Genomic DNA, 20458 nt, shown 5'->3' on the forward strand with positions numbered 1-20458 from the left:
ATATGAAGGTAGTGGTTTTTGATACCAATGTCTTGTTAGATCTATTTGTCTTTAATGACTTTAGAGCGCTGCACTTAAAGCAAGCACTCATCGAAAGCAAGATAGATGCTTTGGCAACCCCAGCGACCTTAGAAGAATTTGCAGACGTCATTGCGCGCCCATTGTTTTCATTGGACCAAGCTCAACAAGAGCAGATTTTGCTTCAATGGCAAGGTTTAGCTAGAGTTCTGGATGACAAGGAGCTACTGAAGTCACCTTGGTTATGCCAAGACCCTGATGATCAGGTCTTTTTAGATCTTGCTTTTACCGCAAAGCCCTGCACCCTTATCAGCAAAGACAATGAAGTGCTTCGATTTGCAAATAAAGCAGTTTTAGAGCAGATCCTGATTACCGCAGACTACACAGCAATCACTCTATAGGCCTTGCGCTGCCTGAGCGGCGATCTCAAACGATCTGAGGCGAGCCTGATGATCAAATATTTGCCCCGTACAAATGATTTCATCTGCACCAGTGGTATCCAACCAATGACGCATTCCCTTCTTCACAGTTTCTAGCGACCCTACTACTGATACCTGCAAGGCTTGGTCTGCGGAAGCCCTCTCATGAGGCTCGCAAAATTCGTTCATGTCTGTAATTGGGGGTGGCAACTGACCCCTGGTGTTCCTACGCATCCTCACAACATTTTGTTGCAAAGTAGTAAACAGATGACGAGCTTCTTCATCAGTGTCGGCCGCTACTACATTCATTACAAAGGCGCTATAGGGCTTAGCTTGCTGAGTCGATGGTTTAAAAAGCTCATGATAAATCTTCATTGCCTCCAGTAGCTGCTCAGGCGCAAAATGAGATGCAAAGGCATAGGGCAAGCCGAAGTGAGCGGCCAATTGGGCGCCGTACAGACTGGATCCCAAAATCCAAATGGGTACGTTGGTATTCATACCTGGGATCGCTTTAACCGATTGGCCCTCTTGCAGCGGGCCAAAGTAATACTGAAGCTCTCGAACGTCTTGCGGAAAGCGATCATCGCTGCCCAATAAATCTCGTCTCAATGCTCTAGCAGTCATTTGGTCGGTTCCAGGCGCCCTACCCAAGCCAAGTTCAATCCTTCCTGGATACAAAGACTCAAGCGTGCCAAATTGCTCAGCAATTACTAGCGGGGCATGATTAGGCAGCATCACCCCACCAGAACCCACACGAATGTGCTTAGTGCCACCAGCGATATAGCCAACGAGAACCGCAGTTGCTGAACTCGCATTACCAGTCATGTTGTGATGTTCTGCAACCCAGTAGCGGGTATAACCCCATTTTTCAGCGTGTTGTGCCACATCCAGCGAGTTTCGAAGCGCGTCAGCGGCAGTAAAGCCCTGCGGAATCGGAGATATATCTAGAATGGAGTATGGGATGGAATTTGCCATCGCTAGATCATACCGAGAAAGTGCATTATTTACATGAGCAAACCAAAAATGGCTGACCCCGATGATGGCCTATTTAAACCAGGTAGCAAACTCAGGCATATCAAGACCGGTGGCTTTTATAGAGTTGTCTTTCTTGCAAATGTAGAGGCTACCCTCGAGCCTGCTTATGTTTATGAATCAATGCAATCTCATGATTTCTGGATTAGACCTAAAACAGAAATGGAAGATGGTCGCTTTGAACTCATCTCCGAATAAGAAAGTCACATACACATGTCCGAAGAACGCATCACCAATCTCGAAATCAAACTGAGCTTTACCGAAGATCTCATCGAGAAACTCAATGAGACAGTTTATAAACAACAGCAGCAAATTGAATTTCTGTATCGCGAACTCAAAGCCATCAAAGAGCAGGCTAGCAGTGGTGGTGGCGGAGGTGGTAGCTTAAAGGATGAAATTCCTCCGCACTATTAATCAACTGCTAATATAGCTATTAGGCACAAACACCCATACAACATCGACAAAGGAATCCTCCGTGAGCAACTTAACGCTATTTTTAGTCCAGTGGGGCTTAACTTCTTTATCCCTTTGGGTTGCTAGCTACATTTTTAGTGGCTTACGCTTTGCAGATGGTGGCTCTTTAATCATTGCCGCTCTGCTTCTGGGCTTTGCCAACGCAATTGTTAAGCCATTATTAGTTCTTTTCACACTTCCGCTAACCGTAGTCACGATGGGCCTCTTCCTGCTCGTGATTAATGCTTTAGTGTTGATGCTTGTCTCTGCAGTAGTGAGCGGCTTTACGATTTCCAGCTTCTGGACTGCGTTTTTTGCCAGCATCTTTATTTCTTTATTCAGCCTCTTTGTTAGTGGTTTAGTTTTCTAAGAAATATCCCGAGCTTCGTTTCTCTTATTTGCTCGCTGAATAGATATCCGACCAAGAATGCAGCGCCGTTTTACAAGGCTGCGACTTGGTCGCCAAAGATTTAGCATTCTCGGCAGCAATACTAATACCGCCAGTCAAAAAGCCTAGTCCAATCGAAACGGCACTATTTACCACCCCTTCTTTGTTGACCCCCGCTTTTGGATTTTGCAGAGTGCCTTCAATCTTTACCAAGCCCCCAAGATCCAAGCCAGTTGTAAGGCCAGATTTTTCTCTTGGATTAATGCTGATATTCAACGCTTCATTAGCGAGGTTAACTGATCCTGATAGCGTAATGTCCAAGCGGTCTGTTTCCGCGCCAACTGAATCTCGAATATTAATCATGCCGTTATTTATGGGCAAATAAGCAACGGCACATTCCAAAATAGTTTGATTCGTTTTTTTTCGCATTGGATTGATTGCATCAAAAACTGAAACAACAAAGTCCCCGCCCTTATTAATAAACTTCGAATCTAATTTTCCCTGCCCAACTGAAATTTGGATTGCGCCATTAGCGCGACTGACCAATTGATGTGGACTTACTCCGCTACCTTGAAGGTTCCAAGCTATGTGAGTGGCGCCCCCAGAAACTTTAGCGCTTGAATCAGCACTTGCAACTATCTGCTCCAAGCTAAAGTTTTTAGCAAGCCCCTTGATAGCTACTTTTGGAGCTGGCCCATCAAAACCAGCAACAAAAATTTGTGCCTGCGCACTTCCCTTGCCAATATTGAAACTTAAATCATTTGCATCAATATTGTTTTTCTTAAATTGCATTGTTGTTTTAAAGTTTGTGAATGGAGCTTGCCCTGGAATACCCAGTTCAGCAATATTGATGTTGATTGCTCCATCTGCCAAAGGCAGCAAATCGAAAGGCAATTTCTCGTCTGAGAAGAAATAATTACCTTGAGGTTTATGGGGAGTTGCAGGTGAAGCGTTTCCAGCCTTGCCAGCAATGGCGGCAGACCCAGCCAATGGAGTCAAATCAAAGGATTTGGAATTTAACTGAATATTAAATGTTGGTAAAACCTGAGGCCTCTTGTCAATGTCACCCTTAATAGCAAGCGTTTTCCCATTTAAGGTGAGATCCAAATCCAGATCCATGCTTACAGGAGACTGATCCCAAGCAAAGTAAGCATTACGCAAGGAACCCGTTGAACCTTTTAGATTCAAGCTATATTTTTCGTACTGAACATCCAACAGAATAGTCGATCTTCCATCTCTACTACCCAAAGTTAGCCGCGGGAGGCGAATGACTTTTGCAGCCTGACTGCCGTCTTGATACCGGATGATGGCATCAGCAATGTCCAGCGTCTTAATAGAAACAAATGTGTTATCCACAGAATCGTTGCTTGCTGTATCGCTTGGGGTTTGGGTTGATGTACCACTGGTAGTCAAGACTGGCGGGGTGAAATTCCAGTTACCCTCTCCACTCTTATTAGTTTGTAGGTTAGCCTCTAAACCTGTAACGCCTATTCTGCTAATTTCAACACTACCCTTGAGTAGTGGGAATAACCTAATATCCAACTCAATTTGCTTGAGTGTCAACATGTTGGGGTTGCTTGCCCATGAGGTATTACTCAAAGAAACCTGTTCGGCCTTCACGCTAATGGATGGGAAAAGATTGAGGCTAACTGGTCCAGCAATCTTGAGCTCTCGACCCGTAGCATCCTTCACCGATGAACTGAGAAGCTTAGTTAATTGCGTCGGATTAATAAAAGAAGCTGCATACCAAGCGCCCAACCCCGCTATAGCAAGGAAAGCTATAAAAGCAATTAAGGAAATCTTCAGGACTTTGTTCACCCAACCATTCTAAAGCGATACAGGCAATCAACTGCCTCAACTGCCCCCAACCACCCCTGGACTAAAATACGCCTATGAGTACAGATAATTTGCCTAAGTGCCCTGCCTGCCAGGAAGATATGACCTACCCCGATGGGGAGAATTACGTTTGCGCCCAGTGCGGCCATGAATGGCCTGTGGCTGCTGCCGCAGAAGAAATAGAAGCGGGATTGATCGTTAAAGACGCAAATGGCAATCTATTGGCAGATGGCGATACGGTAACCCTCATTAAAGACTTAAAGGTTAAGGGCTCATCTACAACCCTCAAGGTGGGCACCAAAATCAAAGGTATTCGCTTAGTCTCCGGCGACCACGAGGTGGATTGCAAAACAGAAGCCGGCAATATGCTCCTCAAAGCCTGCTTCTTGAAGAAAGCCTAGATCCAGCTTCAATATAGGCTTTTTCAGCAGAAATGACTTAAGCGCTCGCTTTTTTAAGGACTGCGTAAATCTGATCTTTTAACAAAAGCTTTTCCTTCTTCAAAATCTCAATCTCTTCTTGGGTGCTTGGCTCTGTATGAGCCTCCATTCTTTGGATCTTCTGGTCCAAATTATTGTGCTTATCAAATAAATGCAGGAAGTGACGATCTGACGTTTTCAACTTGGTAATGAGTTCACGATATTCAGGAAACATAGATCCTCTTGAAATAAGGGTTGTAGAAAACTGCTTGAGATTAGTTTAGCAATCCTACATTCCAAGAACAATGCTTATTGCCATCTTTTTACTTTACCCCCTCTCCTTGTAATTTGGAGGAAAAACCCCATATAGGAAAGGCGAATTCCCTATGGAAATTGCAGTAATATCAGCTAGTGCATTAAGCACAATAACTACCAAAAGAAGGGTAATAGACCATGGCTACAAAGAAGTCTCCAGTAAAAAAGAAAGTAGCTACCAAGGTGGTAACAAAAGCCCCTGCAAAAAAAGCTGTCAAGAAAGTTGCCGCTAAAAAAGTAGCAGCCAAAAAGACAGTGAAAAAGGTAGTGAAAAAACCAGCAGCGAAGAAAGTCGCTGCTAAGAAACCTGCAGCTAAAAAGTCGGCAGCAAAAAAAGTTGCCAAGAAAGTAATAAAACAATCTTCATCTAAAGCACCTAAGGTAGATCAATACGGTCTAGAGCAAGATGATGAGTTTTACGGCTTGTATTTTGCGAAGTCTACGAAAAAGGGTTTGGTTGAAGTCAAACCATGCACCTTCTCATTAATGTACTGGTGGAAAGGCTTGCTTGGCTACCCTGACATGATTGAGATCTCCAAAGGAAGCAATACTGCAATGCTGCAGTTTGAGTCTACTTTTGGCGGTGGCGACTCTGGTGAAACTGAATTAACTGAAAAAGACGTATTGGATATTGATCACATCATCGAAGTAGACGAAGAAGAAATGATGATCTCCCTCTACTCTTATGTACCTATTCCGGTTCCCGAGAAATTGGTCGGCGCTGTAAGCCTAGCTATTCTGAATATCAACCCAGAAACTCGCTATGGCAGCCTAGAGCTCTGCTCTACCGAGAACGAGGAAGGCGAAACAGAGCATTTCTTGCGCTATCGTGCTGCAACCTATTTGCGCGGCATTAAGTCAGGCAAAGTGGAAGCAATCGAAAGCATGGTTACCAATGGTTCCGAGTTCTTTGGTCTTGCTTTAGATGCTATGTGTGTGAATAAGTCCATTAAGAAGTGGCTTCTTAGCTAATTGATCGACTGCTGATGGCGGACTAACTATCCGCCACTATCTGCAAAGGTAGATGTAAGTTATTGGAAAACGGTCATTGACCGTTTTTCTGCTTTCTAGAATCGTCACCGTTCTTTTGCCCTGCTTCTTGCACTCTACAAGAGCAGCTTCCTGTGCCTCTGTCTCTTTGGCAGTCTTGGGCGCATGCACTCCAATCGTTCCATCGGATTGTTGATAGATGCCGAATTCACTATGAGGGGTGGAGCAAGCTGACAATAGGAGGCCAAGAAGGAAGGCTATGTAATGACGTTTCATTTTAAAGAATGCCTAAAGGTTTAAAAAGTAAGCCTATTCTAGGTCACGCCAAAGCAAAGATTAGAGAACTGTCATAAAACTGTCATATTTGCTTGAAATTGATAGATTTAAAACGTAGGATGAACCTAATAGTGAAGATTTACTAATAGTCCATAAATAATTACAGGAAAAATATGAGCCAAAAGAAACTAGTGAAGCAACTTTTAAAAAAGCTCGATAAACTAGAGTCTGATAGAGAAAAACTTATTGATAAGCTAGCAAAAGCTTTGGATAAGTTGGAGAAAAAGGTGGCTGATAAAAAGACTCCTGTCAAGAAATCAGCGGCAGCCAAAAAAGCACCTACTAAGAAGGCTGCAGTAAAGAAAGTCGCAGCAAAGAAGACCCCTACTAAAAAAGCGCCAGCTACAAGAGCTGCTGCTAAACAGCCTGTAGCTAATAGCGAAGCAAATTAATGGGTCATGAAAACAAAGAAAAGTTGGAGGATTCTAGTTACGACTCTAAACTTCGCAAATTGCAAATTGAGTTGGTGAAGCTGCAAAACAGCCTAATCAAAAATGGTGATCAGATCCTAGTCATATTAGAGGGTAGAGATACAGCAGGCAAAGATGGAACCATTAAAGCCATCACAGAACATCTAAGCCCACGTGAAACGCGTATTGTTGCGCTTGGCAAACCATCAGATATTGAATCTGCGGAGTGGTACTTTCAGAGGTATGTGGCGCAACTACCCAAACAAGGTGAGTTTGTTCTATTCAACCGCAGTTGGTACAACCGAGCTGGAGTTGAGCGCGTTATGAATTTCTGCACAAAAGCCCAATACGTTAATTTCATGGAAACCGTAAATGACTTTGAATCCATTCTAGCGCGCTCAGACATCACTATCCTGAAATACTATTTAGATATCTCCAAGAAAGAGCAGGCTTTGCGTCTTAAAGATAGGGAAAATGATCCTCTAAAGCAGTGGAAGATCAGCCCCATTGATCAGCAAGCGCAGAAAAATTGGAATGCCTACAGTAAATGTAGAAATGAAATGCTGAAGAGAGCCAGCCCTAAAGATGCTCCTTGGACAATTGTAAAGGCTAACGACAAGAAGCTGGCGCACTTAAATTTAATTCGAGATTTACTCTCTAGAGTGTCCTACCCAGGAAAAGATAAGACACTACTGAAGACGGATAGAGATGTCGTCATTAAATGGAATGGCGATTTATCTAAACTTGAAAAATAAAATTCTTCAGAAGACTTCAGGCACGTACATTTCAGGAGGTACTGGGCCCCTTAAATAATCTGGATTGTGTACGCGTGCAGGCAATGTAATCAGAGGATGATCAATTTCTTGATAAGGAATCTGACTTAGCAGGTGCGTTATACAGTTTAAGCGCGCCTTTTTCTTGTCATTGGCGGCTACAACCCACCATGGCGCCTCTGGAATATGCGTACGCTCAAGCATGGTTTCTTTTGCCTTGGTATAAGCCTCCCAAAGCCTTCTAGCCTCTAAATCCATTGGACTCAATTTCCACTGCTTTAATGGATCATGAATACGCATCATGAAGCGGTTGTACTGTTCATCATCAGAAATAGAAAACCAGTATTTAATCAAGATAATGCCGGAGCTAATCATCATTCGCTCAAGATCAGGAACGGTTCTTAAAAACTCCTCGTATTCGTAATCAGTACAAAACCCCATCACTCTCTCAACACCAGCACGGTTGTACCAACTGCGATCGAATAGAACGATCTCACCGCCTGCGGGCAGATGGGAAATATATCTCTGGAAATACCACTGCGTCTTTTCACGTTCGTTGGGTGCTGGTAAAGCAACTACTTTGCAAACGCGTGGATTAAGACGCTGGGTAATGCGTTTGATGGCGCCACCCTTACCCGCAGAATCACGACCTTCAAATAGAACTGCAACCTTGAGCTTATTAGCCACCACCCAATCTTGTAGCTTTACCAGCTCGCCCTGAAGTCTAAAAAGCTCTTTGAAGTAAACATTGCGGGGGATTTGGGAACTTATACTACCATCAGGCGATAGGCGATCATCATCAAGCTCCATTTCAAGCTCTTCATCCATGCTGTCAAGAATCTCTTCTTGAGCACGGCGATACCACTCGGCCATCTCTTTATGCTTTGATGTCATTAGCTTCCACTCCCTTTAGTGCACTCTTTATAGTGAGAAATGATGACATATTTATTACATCAAGCGCAGTTCAGCCTTTAAATGATCAGAAATAGCCTCCTGGCTATGCAAGGCAAGCCACTTGCGATCTCTAGATGCTTCTGGATGCCCTCCAGAGGGAGGTAAAAAGGTTAATTCAACGATTAATTGACGATCATTCAATATCTTAGCCATAGATTCAAGCAGTCCCATCTCCCCAACAAAGGCTGCCACATCGCTTCTTTCGCCAGACGCTGATGACCAATAGGAGATTGCTAAGGAATAGACGGGGACGCCAGCAATCACAGCAGATTCAAATAAATTTGGCCTGAATGGCAACACGGTCTCCCCTGGCGTGGAGGTGCCTTCAGGAAAAATGCAGACAGAATGAGATGCAAGAACTTTGCTTACATCTTCCGCAACTTTCTTCCCATGGCGAGCATTGTCTCGCTTAATAAACACGGTACCTAATTGCTTTGCCATCCAGCCAAAAATCGGCCACCCCTCTACGTCTGACTTTGCAACAAAACAAATAGGGTTAAAAGCATTAATTACATGGATATCCATCCAAGAGATATGGTTCGAAGCAAGTAGGAATGGGGTATTTGGAAGAATCGATTGATTTTTTAACCTTAGCTCAATGCCAAAAATATTTAGTAATCTTTTTGACCAAGCCTGAATCAGCTTATCTTTTCTTTGTGGATCTGCAAAGGGAAACTTAAAAGCCAATGTAGCTAAGCCAGCGATCACGTGAGCCCATACCAGAAACCAACACCAAGCTACTGATGTATTTCGCGATTGATTTGAGGAATGTTTCTTGCTCATATGGACTAGCAATATAAATCAAATTCCAAAAATAATTGCATCGTCATAAAACTGCCTCAGAACTGTCATGCTGCTTTCACACTCTGTTGGCTTAATACTGTTTCATGATGCATTACAAAGCTATCTGGATTTCAGATGTACACCTGGGAACATCGGGGTGTCAGGCAAACTACCTTCTAGATTTCTTAAAACACAATGAAGCAGAGAAATTCTATCTGGTAGGCGACATTATTGATGGCTGGAGACTTAAGAAGTCTTTCTATTGGCCTCAATCACACAATGACGTAGTACAAAAACTCCTGCGTAAGGCACGCAAAGGCAGTGAGGTTATATACGTTCCCGGAAATCATGACGAAAGCGCCAGACAATTTTTTGGGCTTTCGTTTGGTGATGTCAAGGTAGTTGAAGAGGTAATCCATACAACCGTGGATGGTAGAAAGCTATGGGTAACCCATGGCGATCAATTTGATGGAGTGATGCAATACGCCAAGTGGCTTGCCTATGTTGGCGACACTATGTATTCATTCATTCTTTACGTAAACCGCTACTTCAATATGCTCCGCGCCAAGATGGGCTTGCAATATTGGTCTCTATCCCAATACCTCAAGCACCAGGTGAAAAACGCAGTTAGCTACATCGCAGACTTTGAACACATTATGGCCAGAGAAGCACGTCTAAGAGGCTGTGATGGGGTTGTTTGTGGCCATATTCACAAAGCAGAAATCCGTGAGATCGATGGCTTGTTGTATTGCAACGATGGTGATTGGGTTGAAAGCCTTACCGCCCTGGTTGAGACACAAACTGGTGAACTCAAAATCATTTACTGGACGCACATCAAAGGCGAGCCAGTTGAAGTCATTCAAACTTCCCTTCCACCCGCTATTGAATCAATTATTAAAGAGGCTGCGCTATGAAAATTATGATCATTACTGATGCATGGGATCCACAAGTGAACGGTGTTGTCCGCACCCTTAAGCAAACCCGTGCAGAATTAATTGCCATGGGTCATGAAGTAGAGATGATCACCCCCACTGGTTTTAAATCAATTCCGTGCCCAACCTATCCTGATATCGCCTTATCCCTTTTCCCGGGAAAAGAGGTAGCACGTCGAATTAAAGAGTTTGCACCTGATGCCATGCATATCGCCACCGAAGGTCCATTAGGATTATCTGCTCGCGCCTATGCAGTAAAAAATCACCTCCCCTTTTCTACCGCATATCACACCCGCTTCCCTGAATACGTCAAGGCACGTACCGGAATCCCTTTAAGCATTACCTATGCATTTATTCGTTGGTTTCATGGTCCATCTATGGCAGTCATGGCACCAACCATTGTGGTTAAAGACGATCTCGAAAAATTTGGACTCAAGAATGTAGTTCTGTGGTCACGTGGTGTGGATCTCGACATTTTTAAGATGCAGGATTCAAAGGCTCTTAATACCGCTCACCCAATCTTCTTATATGTAGGGCGTGTAGCTGTTGAAAAAAATATCAATGCATTTTTAGAAATTGATTTACCAGGTTCGAAGTGGGTGGTAGGAGACGGACCAGCTCTGGCTGGAATAAAGGAAAAATATCCAGAAGTGAACTATCTAGGCGTCTTACAGCAACATGAGCTGGCAAAAGTGTATGCAGCTGCAGATGTGTTTGTATTTCCAAGTAAGACCGACACGTTTGGTCTAGTTTTATTAGAAGCAATGGCATGCGGTACGCCTGTGGCAGCTTATCCAGTCACGGGTCCTATCGATGTACTAGGAAATTCAAATTCAGGTGCAATGAATGAAGATCTACGAGAGGCTTGCATGCAGGCACTCAAGATTCCACGTGAGGTAGCACGTGCCCATGCTGAGAAATTTTCATGGCGTGCGGCTTCCGAACAATTTGCACAGCATCTGAAGCCTGTACCAACGCCAGAAGTTCACGTCACTGCATTAGCTTAAAGAAAGTTATTTGTGAACTTCCCTTACCACGTTGACCAAAACCCACACAAGGGCAACCGAGGTCTCACTAGAGCATGGCATGCTGCTAAGAACTCATGGTGCGGATTGGTATACGCCTTCCGAGAAGAAAGCGCTTTTCGACAAGAGCTTACCCTGCTTGTATTACTAACGCCCATTGCATTTGCATTACCAATATCGCTTTTAGAAAAGTCGCTTCTAGTCTCTTCTCTGGTAATGGTGCTCGTCATTGAACTACTGAATTCCAGTGTAGAGGCGGCGATAGATCGAATTTCTTTTGAGCACCACGATCTTTCCAAGCGCGCAAAAGATTTTGGTAGCGCCGCCGTCATGCTTGCCCTCGTTGTGGCAGCGCTACTCTGGATTGCGGTCTGCAGTCCTTTGATTCTTAGTCTCTAAATGAGCTATCTACCCAACTATTTAATTAATAAGGCCAGCCATGTCTGATATTCCCAACCCAATCGGCTCATTTGAGATTTTCGCCCCTAAGAAAATTAAAGCGCTCAAAAGAAAAAAGCCCAATGCATTCACAAAACTTTCTAAAAAAATTGCTAAGAAACTATTTGGAAAGAAGTTTGTTACCAAGACAAGGGCTGAACTCAGAGAGCCGATAATAACCCCTCCGGTACAGCTTGATAAGCCTAAAAAACCTGCATTTCAGATTGTTTGGGCAAGTACTCTAGGTGAAATTAAAGAGGCGCAAAGATTACGCTACAAAGTATTTGCCGAAGAGATGGGAGCGAACCTGGCGATGAATGCAGAAGGTCTCGATGTTGATGAATTTGATACTTATTGCGACCATCTATTAATTCGTGATCAAGATACTCTAAAGGTCGTAGGCACCTACCGCGTCCTGCCACCACATAAGGCCCAAGAAATAGGACGTCTCTATTCTGATTCTGAGTTTGACTTATCTCGCATCAATCACCTACGCCCTAAATTAGTTGAGCTAGGAAGATCCTGTGTTCATCAAGACTACCGCTCCGGCGCCGTGATTATGGCCCTATGGAGTGGCTTGGCTCAGTACATGCAAAAGAATGGCTACGAAATTATGTTGGGATGCGCCAGCATCCCCATGGCTGATGGCGGACACTTTGCAGCGAGCCTTTATAACTCACTCGGCAATGATCAAATGGCGCCTACAGAGTTCCACGCCTTTCCACGCTTGCCTTTGCCTTTAGATAAGCTTAATGGTGGCTTGGATGTACAGCCTCCTCCTTTGATTAAGGGTTACCTCAAGCTTGGCGCTAAAATTTGCAGTGCCCCTGCTTGGGATCCAGACTTTAATACCGCTGATCTATTAACAATGCTGCGACTTTCTGAAATCAACCCACGATATGCGAAGCACTTCTTAGGCTTATAAATTCAGCGTAGCATGAGTTAAACAAAAAGCCACTTCAAATCGAAGTGGCTTTTTACTGCCTAATGAAAAGCTTACTTAAAGCTCACTTGATAAGAACGACCAACTCTCTCCCACTCTGCAGCCTCTTTTAAAAGACTAAATTCTGTCAAAGGGTGTTCATCAGCCCACTCTTTTGACAGACTTACCAAATACGAGCCATCATGCTCAGAAACTTTTACTTTAGGGAGGCTGATATCACTACGTCCACGGCAGAGTACTTGAGCCAAGCGTAAACAAAAAAGCATGCGCCAGTCTTCAAAGCCGTGATTATTGGCTAACTTGCCAAGCTTACCGGTATGACCGATCAATAGCGCAGCAAGCCTTGCCTGGTCGTTCTTAGAGAATCCAGGCATATCTGCATTACCCGCTATATAGGCAGAGTGCTTGTGATACCCGTTATGGGAGATTGACAATCCAATCTCATGGAGATTAGCGGCCCACTGTAATAGTGCAACATTATCAGCCCTACTTTCAGATTGAGGTTTAGGTAATTGCTGGAGAAAATCTGCTGCTAACTTACCTACTCTGTCTGCTTGCTCACGATCAACTGCATATCGTTGCATAAATTGCTCTACAGTGACATAGCGCATGTCATGATGTTGAGAACGGCCAAGTAAGTCATATAAAACACCACTTCGTAAAGCGGCATCTGTCACTTCCATTTCTTCAATACCTAATTCATCGAAGGCGGCCAGCATAATCGCTAAACCTCCGGGCCATACGGCTCTTCTATCATCCTTCAATCCCTCAAGCTCAACTTGATTTACATGTTCATACTTCAGGAGATGCTTTTTAAGATTCTTCAAGCCTTCGCGAGTGATAAGTCCGCTTGTGCCATTGACGCGACCCATGGTTAAACCATCATCATGTCTATTGAAATTATTAGTCGCAATTAGATCTGCTAAAGCCCTGGCAGTTCCAGAGGATCCAATGACTTGCTTCCAGCCGCTTTTTAAATAAGCGCCTGAAATGACTTGTATTTCACGACGAGCTGCCAACTCAGCCTCTTTAAAGGCATGCGCATCGATATTCCCTTTAGGGAAAAAACGCAGACTATGTGATACACAGCCAATATAAAGACTCTCCATTAACTTTGGCTCATAGCCCTTGCCAATAATAAATTCGGTTGAACCTCCACCAATATCGATGACCAATCTATTGCCCTGAACAGCCTGAACCTCATGCGCAGCTCCGATATAAATCAGGCGCGCCTCTTCGACACCCGCAATCACTTCAATCGGAAATCCCAATGCCGCCTGTGCATCCTCCACAAATTGCGGGGCATTTTTTGCAACCCGCAAAGTATTGGTAGCAACTGCTCGAACATTAGAAGGATCAAACCCCCTAATTCGCTCTCCAAATCGCCTAATAGCAACTAAGCCGCGCTGGTAGGCATCGTTGCCAAGTAACTTATTTTCCGTCAGGCCGGCTGCCAAACGAACTGTTTCGCGGAGAGTATCTATGGGGCGCAATTGGGTACCCGAGGTGGTATTTACCGCCTGAGCGACTAACATACGAAAGCTATTGGATCCTAAATCGACAGCAGCAACAAGCTCTGCGGAGTTTATTAAAGGATCTACGGGATTAATTGCCAAAATGTTCCTCAATATTGATTGCTGCGCTAATTATGTCTATTTTATGTAAAAACAATGACATATTCATGAAATGCACAGCAATGCCCTGTATATAGGGCGCGGAACCTTGGTCTAAGCTGCTAAATTTTGCTCTGAACTAGAACAATCGCGGTTACCAAAGCTGCATAAAATACAGCAATCCCCTGATTTAGGCTTCAAAATTGCACTGCATGATCTGCAACGATAAAAATGCTGGGCACCCTCTTCGGAAGTAATGATCTCTGAGGTCTGGCAATGAGGGCAAGTCACAGTAGCTTGCGGATATTGGATAGTCTTATTCACAATCAAATATTGAAGCAAGATTGTGTCAATAGTGTGTCAAATTCAATTGAACCAAAGACCATTAATCTGTTGTGCTTGGGCTCCAGAAGGCCTGGGATACAAACTCTTGATCAGCAATTTTTGCAATTAGTCGATCCATTTCATCCCCATCTACGGCTGAGGCAGTTAATACCGCCTGAATTTCGACGTCATCGCTGCCAAATTGATGCACTTCAACATCTTGCGTTTGATAACCTGCCCCCTCTAAAGTCTTTATGAATTGCTTTAGCGCCTGTTTTTGCGCATGCTTTGGGGTAATGATGTAAACCGAGTTTGTCACTTCAACGGAGATGGTGTCTAGAGGTTGGCGGTTAATAAAGGTCACCACAGGTCGCAAAAGAGTATTGGCCGCTAATACGAATATGGTTGCCAACCCAGCTTCCAAAATCAAGTCGGCGCCAGCACAAGCGCCTACCGCACCGGAGGCCCATAAAGTAGCTGCCGTATTTATCCCTCGGACATTCCCCTCTTCGCGCATGATAACGCCCGCCCCCAGAAAGCCGATACCCGAAACCACATAGGCCATGACATGGACGGCACCTTCATGACCGGTAAGTCTATTGGCCGCATCCACAAAGATCGCCGCCCCGATAGCCACCAAAATATTCGTTCTTAAACCTGCAGTTCGTTGGCGATATTGACGCTCTAGCCCAATTAATCCACCAAAGAAAAATGCAGCCGTTAGGCTGATTGCAGTATCGGCTAACGATACATAGTTAATGTTGTTCGTAAATTCCATAGAGCGATTTATTGTTTTGAGCTAAGACCCAATGACTCTACCATCACCTTAAATACCTCAGTGTTATCCATGAAACCTTTAAACTTCTCTGATCCAGGGCCGATTGCATTTAACACGGCATCATCGGCAGTATGCACTCCTACCTCCTGATGTGATGGCAAGTTTCCACCCACATGAATTGCATCTTCCTGCAATTGAATATATTTAGGATTCGCCACAAATTTTCCAGAATCATCTTTTACTGCAGGCACAAACGTACCATCCAGCTTTGGGTGCAAAGTCTCGTAGTGATCCGGATAGTTGCCATAAAAGAATGCGAGGCGCTTAGAAACATCAATTTTACTTGGGTACCCTTGCACATCAGCCTTAGGATAATTAGGGTATCCGGCAGCTGCATAGACGCCCACTTTTTCACGTAGTGGCCCAGGCTTATCATCATGCACTACCCCGCTGATAGAGCCGCTATGAGTGTGATCAGGCGTCACAATTATTAATGTATCTGGATTCTTTTTCGCAAAGTCTTTGGCTATTTGCACTGCATTACTTAGCATGATGGTGTCAAATGCCGCTCTCTCCCAATCAAGTGGATGGTTGAACTTGTCAATTAAAGCAGCCTCAACCATCAAGAAAAATCCATTAGGGTTTCGAGATAACACTTCAATTGCAGACTGAGTCATCTCAGTGAGATCAGGCTGATTTGGGTATAGAGCAACAGTATTCTTTTTGAGAAAGAGACGATCCAAGGACCCATCCATATTGTCTGGATGAAAAACACCAAACAACTTTTTAGTGCTCTTATTTTCAGCGGCAGCTACCAACTCTTGCTTTGTAAAAGCGAGCTGATATCCATCAGCTTTAAATGTATCCACTAAATTCATATCGTCTTTACGTTTTGAACCCTTAATCGATTGCGGATAAAAATAAGCCGACCCACCACCAAGAATGACTTCTGCGCCACTTTTCAGGAGTTGATCGGCAATGTACTGCTTGTCAGCTCGACGGCGTGTATGCGCAACCATTGCTCCAGGAGTAGCATCCTGCAATTCTGCGTCTGAAACGATACCAACTGACATTTTGGTATTGCGCTTTATAAGTTCAGAAATAGTTTCTACTTTAGGATGCGATAAGTTATCACTAGCACGAGATACATAGACACCCATTGCATTAACAGCAGTCTTATGCCCAGTGGTGTATGCGCTCATGGAGTTAGCAGAATCAGTGATTAAAGAATCTGAGCCAGAGGTTCCAATCATTGCAGTATTAGGCATATTATCAAAAGCCAATCTACCCTGGTATTTTCCTTCGTTGATACCTTTTGATAAAACGCGGGCAGCGGTTCGATTGGCAATCGTCATCCCATCACCAATAAATAAGATCACGTTCTTTACTTTTCGCGGACCGCTAAAGTAAACATCCCAAGTCACTTTTAACTTTTCTTGCGCAGTACGCGCCACCAGCTCGTACTTGCCTGCCTTTGCCAACTGCACATCCCGATAAATTACCGCACTACCTTTGCCATTTTCATCTGAGATAAATTCAGATTTACTGGAGACTAATTTATTAATTGGGAATCCATTTAATTCAATGATGACATCGCTAGGGCTAGCAACCTGATTGAACTCAATCTTGATATCGAATTTTGAACCCGCCAAAATACTCGCTTGATCGATTGGATAGATAGCTGCAGCATGCGCAAAGCCAGTAATTGATACCAGCAGAATCAGAGCTAACGATTTAAAAGAATGGAGGCTTGTCATGAAGTAAAAATAATCAAAAGGTTTAGGCAGATTACAATATCTTCCAAAATCATGACATTCTGATGACCCTTGATATTACATGTCTTACAAAGCTGTTTTTTTCTTTGCTGCTTTCAATTTTCCAGATTTGACGGCTTTACAAAACTGCTCATAATCTTTCATATTCTGCTTTGCATAAGACTTTGCAAATGCATATAAAGCCTCATTTAACCCATCAGATTGGCCGCAATATCCTGCAATCATGGCAGCATCACCGGAACGAGCATGACCTAATGCCAGGGCCCAGCCAAATAACTTTGCATAGTCCGGAAATGTTTTTAAAGTCACTCCACCGCTGCCAACTCCGATGCCACCCTTCATGTCTCGTAATTGGCGCAGGTAGAAGCCCTGGCTTTTATTAATATCGTATTGAACTGCCCCGTAGTTTAAAAAGATATCGGGCGCACCCTGCAATAAACGTTGACCCGCTACCACTCTCTGCCCCATGTCACGATAGATAGATTCACCAAGGTATGGACTTAAGACAGATCGCTGGGCTTCCTTATATTGAAGAAATAAAGGATCCTGCCCACTATCACCCTCGAAATATAAAACCATGCAATTGGTTCCGACGCTACCAACCCCCACAACCTTTCGGGCAAAATCTTTTAAGGAATAGCGCTGAAATAGTATTTGCCTATCAGCCAGCAAAGTGCTGGCGTAATTCAATAATGCTTTATCAATCAATGGCAATAAGGGAGTGCCGTAGGCATCCTTTTTAAAATGCTCAATCAAAGGAGGTCTGTTAATGATTTTTCGATTCTTACCCACCAAGGTCGTCAAGCTCTCCAGTACTTGAATATTGCCTTGCCCTTTAGTTTCCTTTAAATAAACATCTAATTTCCTCTGATGCTCTTTACTAAAGTGCTTGCGAATATCTTTTTCGCCGATAAACTCCTGCGCCAAATCTAAATAAGGCATTTTTGCGTATTGCTCAATACGCTTTTGATATTCAGATGTAATCTGATAAACCAATTTTTTACCCAATGCTTTATCGCCACCCATGCTATCTGAGGCAATTAACGCACTGGCAACCAAACGTTTGATATCCCACTCCCAGCTTCCTGGCAAAGTCTCATCAAAATCATTAATACCAAATACTAAGCGGTGCTCAGCGGTACCAAATAATCCAAAATTGGATACGTGCATATCACCACAAAGCTGGACAGTAATATTGGTGGTCGGCTGATTAGCGAGGTCTTGCGCCATGATGGCGGCACCGCCACGATAAAAAGCAAAAGGAGATTGCAACATGCGTTCATAACGAATCGGAATCAAAGATTCGATACGTTGTTTGGCTTGCGCCTCTAATATTTGTATAGGATCAATGCGATTTTTAGGGGGTGTATATATCCCTTGGTCTGCAATACTCACCACCTTGCGTAATGCCTTGCCATCTGCCATACGCCTCTTGATACTTGGACGCGGGTCCCTAAAGGACTCTACCGATCTCAAAACAGCATATTGTGGTTTCTTCTGGGAGGGCATGGGTTACCTAGCAAATGGGTATACCCAACGATATTAACGCCTATATAAATAATGGGCTCAAATTAGGGAAATGCTATAGGCTGGGACGGGCTATTCCGAGTTAAATCGATGATGAATAGCATGCAATTCATCTTTAATCTGCAAATGATCTAACTTTTCTACTGGGAGATCAATCAGTAGTTCAATGCGATTACGTAAACCCATTTCAACTTTTCTAAAAGCATCCCACATATCATGCTCGCTGCCATCGACCGCGGCTGGGTCCATAAACCCCCAATGAGCAGTTGCAGGATGGCCAGGCCAATATGGGCACTCTTCGCCAGCAGCAGAATCGCAAACGGTGATAATAAAATCCATGTGAGGGGCATCTTGTCGACCAAACTCATCCCATGTTTTGCTTCTTAGCAATTCAAGCGGATAACCCATCTCCCTTGCAAGTTTTAATGCGATTGGATGTACAAATAATTTTGGCTGCGAGCCTGCAGAATATCCAATAAAGCGCCCATGACTGAGGGTGGTGGCAAGTGCCTCCCCTAAAATTGAACGAGCTGAATTACCCGTGCAGAGAAAGAGAATGTTATAGGGTCGAGTCATCAGCGAGAGATTTCAAATGATTTCGTCAAGACGTAATGTATATTTTCTATCCAGTAGAAAATGATTTATTTTTGGATCTCTTAAGGAATCGTCCTTAGATTCATGCTCTTTCAACCCCGTGAAGGATTTCTCTTGCACTTCATTTCTAAATACATCAGATAAATATTTAGTGAGTTGGTGATTCATGATATTTTCCTTCTAAGAAATAATGAATAACGACATCCTAGGCTTTATATATTTCACTTTTATTAACCACCTAGGCAAGAAAAAACCCAGCACGTGCTGGGTTGTGAAGGAAACATACACTTTATCTTGGCCGGATACTCCCCGACAATTCAATGTAATCTCAGATCATGACACTGTGATGACTAACTTCCTAGTTGATGTCTTGCATAACGATTAACATAAGCAGCTTTCGCTTCATTCCATGCTTGCCACATACGTAATATCAATTTTTTCATGTTGCATCCTTATGGTGAAAGATTTTTATGCACAACTCTGTCTTGTAGAGATGTGATGCCTACTGCAAGTCAATTATTCATGCGGCAAATGACAAAGTGAAGACGCTTTTGTGACCAAATGATGTGGCTGAGATACACTGAGTGAAACATCAATGCATATCCAATAAGGAAATGACATGCTCGATTGGAATTTCTACGGCACCATTGCACTTCGCCTGGCTTTAGCTTTATTAGTCGGAGCTATTCTTGGGCTCAATCGCTGGTTGCACCATAAATCAGCTGGAATTCGTACACACTCTTTAGTGGCCATTGGTGCTGCAACAGCCGTAATGCTTATCAGTGACTTTGTGCAAGACGATGCTCAATCAGTGAGTCGCGTCCTTCAGGGTCTGATTACTGGATTAGGATTTTTGGGTGCCGGAGTCATTATTTATGAGCAACGGTCTCAAAGAGTCCACGGCCTTACTACTGCCGCCAGCCTTTGGGCATGCGCCCTCATTGGGGCAGCCTTTGGAGCTGGGCAATTTGCCCTTGGAGGGCTCTCTTTAGGGGCTATTTTGGTTACTTTAGCCCTTGGTGGACCACTGGAAAGGCTGGTTGCTCAACTCAGCGGCATCAAAAGAGGCTCCGAAATCTCGGGGGATCCCGACTAAAACCTCACTTAAACAGTCAAAAAAGCGGTTTTGTCATATTACTTTGCTAGCATTAGTCATCCCAACAATGACAATTAAATGCCATGAGTGAATATAGATACGCAGATGCAGTAAAACAGCTACAGGAAAGTGGTGCTATTGGCCTAGTGGACCTGAAAAGTCTTCCTCACGAGGATCTTGTAGAGCTTTTTGAAGAAATCAAAGTTTGGTGCCTATACGCCGGCGGCAAAACTGAAAAACTTCCTAAAGAGTCTAAAAAGAAGAAGAAAAAGAAAAAAGATTAAATC

General features: G+C 43.7%; 26 protein-coding genes. 14 read left to right on the top strand and 12 right to left on the bottom strand.

What is annotated here, in order from left to right:
• Positions 1-2 precede the first annotated feature (2 nt).
• Positions 3-419, top strand: coding sequence for a putative toxin-antitoxin system toxin component, PIN family (locus JaK3_RS08485; protein ID WP_068323471.1), 417 nt, complete (start codon positions 3-5; stop codon positions 417-419).
• On the opposite strand, the gene JaK3_RS08490 is transcribed toward JaK3_RS08485, so the two are convergent.
• Positions 414-1412, bottom strand: coding sequence for an LLM class flavin-dependent oxidoreductase (locus JaK3_RS08490; protein WP_068323475.1), 999 nt, complete (start codon positions 1410-1412; stop codon positions 414-416). The two genes, JaK3_RS08485 and JaK3_RS08490, sit on opposite strands and share 6 nt — an antisense overlap.
• 33 nt (positions 1413-1445) lie before the next feature.
• Here JaK3_RS08490 and JaK3_RS08495 point away from each other — a divergent pair, with 33 nt between their 5' ends.
• The 3 genes from JaK3_RS08495 to JaK3_RS08505 all read left to right on the top strand — a co-directional run bounded on the left by JaK3_RS08495 (position 1446) and on the right by JaK3_RS08505 (position 2292).
• Positions 1446-1667, top strand: coding sequence for a hypothetical protein (locus tag JaK3_RS08495; RefSeq protein ID WP_068323477.1), 222 nt, complete (start codon positions 1446-1448; stop codon positions 1665-1667).
• A gap of 15 nt (positions 1668-1682) precedes the next feature.
• Positions 1683-1883: a SlyX family protein gene (locus JaK3_RS08500; RefSeq protein ID WP_068323479.1), complete on the top strand. Its 201-nt coding sequence runs from the start codon at positions 1683-1685 to the stop codon at positions 1881-1883.
• A gap of 61 nt (positions 1884-1944) precedes the next feature.
• Complete coding sequence (locus JaK3_RS08505) at positions 1945-2292, top strand: phage holin family protein (protein WP_068323482.1); 348 nt, start codon at positions 1945-1947, stop codon at positions 2290-2292.
• Between the two features lie 24 nt (positions 2293-2316).
• Here JaK3_RS08505 and JaK3_RS08510 read toward each other — a convergent pair whose 3' ends face one another.
• Positions 2317-4128: an AsmA family protein gene (locus JaK3_RS08510; RefSeq protein WP_068323485.1), complete on the bottom strand. Its 1812-nt coding sequence runs from the start codon at positions 4126-4128 to the stop codon at positions 2317-2319.
• 74 nt (positions 4129-4202) lie between these two features.
• Between JaK3_RS08510 and JaK3_RS08515 the strand changes: the two genes are divergently transcribed.
• On the top strand, positions 4203-4547 hold the full coding sequence (locus tag JaK3_RS08515) for a zinc ribbon domain-containing protein YjdM (protein WP_068323487.1): 345 nt from the start codon (positions 4203-4205) through the stop codon (positions 4545-4547).
• A gap of 37 nt (positions 4548-4584) precedes the next feature.
• On the opposite strand, the gene JaK3_RS08520 is transcribed toward JaK3_RS08515, so the two are convergent.
• Positions 4585-4800 (bottom strand): HP1242/YdcH family protein, encoded by a 216-nt coding sequence (locus JaK3_RS08520; protein ID WP_068323490.1) that lies wholly within the window; start codon positions 4798-4800, stop codon positions 4585-4587.
• Between the two features lie 218 nt (positions 4801-5018).
• Between JaK3_RS08520 and JaK3_RS08525 the strand changes: the two genes are divergently transcribed.
• From JaK3_RS08525 to ppk2 (JaK3_RS08540), 3 genes are all read left to right on the top strand, one after another.
• On the top strand, positions 5019-5852 hold the full coding sequence (locus JaK3_RS08525) for a hypothetical protein (protein ID WP_068323496.1): 834 nt from the start codon (positions 5019-5021) through the stop codon (positions 5850-5852).
• Positions 5853-6319: 467 nt separating this feature from the next.
• Complete coding sequence (locus tag JaK3_RS08535; RefSeq protein ID WP_068323510.1) at positions 6320-6598, top strand: serine/threonine protein kinase; 279 nt, start codon at positions 6320-6322, stop codon at positions 6596-6598.
• Positions 6598-7371: a polyphosphate kinase 2 gene (ppk2, locus tag JaK3_RS08540; protein ID WP_068323517.1), complete on the top strand. Its 774-nt coding sequence runs from the start codon at positions 6598-6600 to the stop codon at positions 7369-7371. Before JaK3_RS08535 ends, ppk2 (JaK3_RS08540) begins: the two co-directional genes overlap by 1 nt.
• Positions 7372-7377: 6 nt before the next feature.
• Here the strand turns inward: ppk2 (JaK3_RS08540) and ppk2 (JaK3_RS08545) are convergent, their stop codons facing one another.
• Positions 7378-8283 carry a polyphosphate kinase 2 gene (ppk2, locus tag JaK3_RS08545; RefSeq protein WP_068323520.1) on the bottom strand — a complete coding sequence of 302 codons (906 nt, stop codon included), beginning with the start codon at positions 8281-8283 and terminating at the stop codon, positions 7378-7380.
• A 54-nt stretch (positions 8284-8337) separates the two neighbouring features.
• Complete coding sequence (locus JaK3_RS08550; RefSeq protein WP_068323525.1) at positions 8338-9126, bottom strand: lysophospholipid acyltransferase family protein; 789 nt, start codon at positions 9124-9126, stop codon at positions 8338-8340.
• Positions 9127-9230: 104 nt separating this feature from the next.
• Between JaK3_RS08550 and JaK3_RS08555 the strand changes: the two genes are divergently transcribed.
• The 4 genes from JaK3_RS08555 to JaK3_RS08570 are packed head-to-tail and all read left to right on the top strand — an operon-like array spanning position 9231 to position 12446.
• On the top strand, positions 9231-10040 hold the full coding sequence (locus JaK3_RS08555) for a UDP-2,3-diacylglucosamine diphosphatase (RefSeq protein WP_068323526.1): 810 nt from the start codon (positions 9231-9233) through the stop codon (positions 10038-10040).
• Entirely contained in the window at positions 10037-11065 is a 1029-nt protein-coding gene (locus JaK3_RS08560; RefSeq protein ID WP_068323528.1) for a glycosyltransferase family 4 protein, read from the top strand. Before JaK3_RS08555 ends, JaK3_RS08560 begins: the two co-directional genes overlap by 4 nt.
• A gap of 12 nt (positions 11066-11077) precedes the next feature.
• Positions 11078-11482 (top strand): diacylglycerol kinase, encoded by a 405-nt coding sequence (locus JaK3_RS08565; protein WP_068323531.1) that lies wholly within the window; start codon positions 11078-11080, stop codon positions 11480-11482.
• 40 nt (positions 11483-11522) lie between these two features.
• A complete protein-coding gene (locus JaK3_RS08570; protein ID WP_338091697.1) occupies positions 11523-12446 on the top strand; it encodes a GNAT family N-acetyltransferase in 924 nt (307 codons plus the stop codon).
• A gap of 71 nt (positions 12447-12517) precedes the next feature.
• Here the strand turns inward: JaK3_RS08570 and ppx are convergent, their stop codons facing one another.
• From ppx to JaK3_RS10685, 7 genes are all read right to left on the bottom strand, one after another.
• Entirely contained in the window at positions 12518-14080 is a 1563-nt protein-coding gene (gene ppx, locus JaK3_RS08575; RefSeq protein ID WP_082786409.1) for an exopolyphosphatase, read from the bottom strand.
• A 111-nt stretch (positions 14081-14191) separates the two neighbouring features.
• Entirely contained in the window at positions 14192-14401 is a 210-nt protein-coding gene (locus tag JaK3_RS10915) for a GDCCVxC domain-containing (seleno)protein (protein ID WP_082786419.1), read from the bottom strand.
• Between the two features lie 61 nt (positions 14402-14462).
• A complete protein-coding gene (locus JaK3_RS08580) occupies positions 14463-15179 on the bottom strand; it encodes an MgtC/SapB family protein (RefSeq protein WP_068323533.1) in 717 nt (238 codons plus the stop codon).
• 8 nt (positions 15180-15187) lie between these two features.
• The gene (locus JaK3_RS08585; RefSeq protein WP_068323535.1) at positions 15188-16936 is read right to left on the bottom strand and encodes an alkaline phosphatase; all 1749 of its coding nucleotides are present in this window, start codon (positions 16934-16936) and stop codon (positions 15188-15190) included.
• 84 nt (positions 16937-17020) lie between these two features.
• Entirely contained in the window at positions 17021-18379 is a 1359-nt protein-coding gene (locus JaK3_RS08590) for a DUF2252 domain-containing protein (RefSeq protein ID WP_068323536.1), read from the bottom strand.
• Positions 18380-18553: 174 nt separating this feature from the next.
• Positions 18554-19057 carry an arsenate reductase ArsC gene (locus tag JaK3_RS08595; protein WP_068323537.1) on the bottom strand — a complete coding sequence of 168 codons (504 nt, stop codon included), beginning with the start codon at positions 19055-19057 and terminating at the stop codon, positions 18554-18556.
• 12 nt (positions 19058-19069) lie between these two features.
• Positions 19070-19243, bottom strand: coding sequence for a hypothetical protein (locus JaK3_RS10685; RefSeq protein WP_161484708.1), 174 nt, complete (start codon positions 19241-19243; stop codon positions 19070-19072).
• 451 nt (positions 19244-19694) lie between these two features.
• Between JaK3_RS10685 and JaK3_RS08600 the strand changes: the two genes are divergently transcribed.
• Positions 19695-20171 (top strand): MgtC/SapB family protein, encoded by a 477-nt coding sequence (locus tag JaK3_RS08600; RefSeq protein WP_068323544.1) that lies wholly within the window; start codon positions 19695-19697, stop codon positions 20169-20171.
• 83 nt (positions 20172-20254) lie between these two features.
• A complete protein-coding gene (locus tag JaK3_RS08605) occupies positions 20255-20455 on the top strand; it encodes a hypothetical protein (RefSeq protein WP_068323546.1) in 201 nt (66 codons plus the stop codon).
• Positions 20456-20458: the final 3 nt, after the last annotated feature.

Source organism: Polynucleobacter yangtzensis, from assembly GCF_001595965.1.
Taxonomy (GTDB): Bacteria; Pseudomonadota; Gammaproteobacteria; order Burkholderiales; family Burkholderiaceae; genus Polynucleobacter; species Polynucleobacter yangtzensis.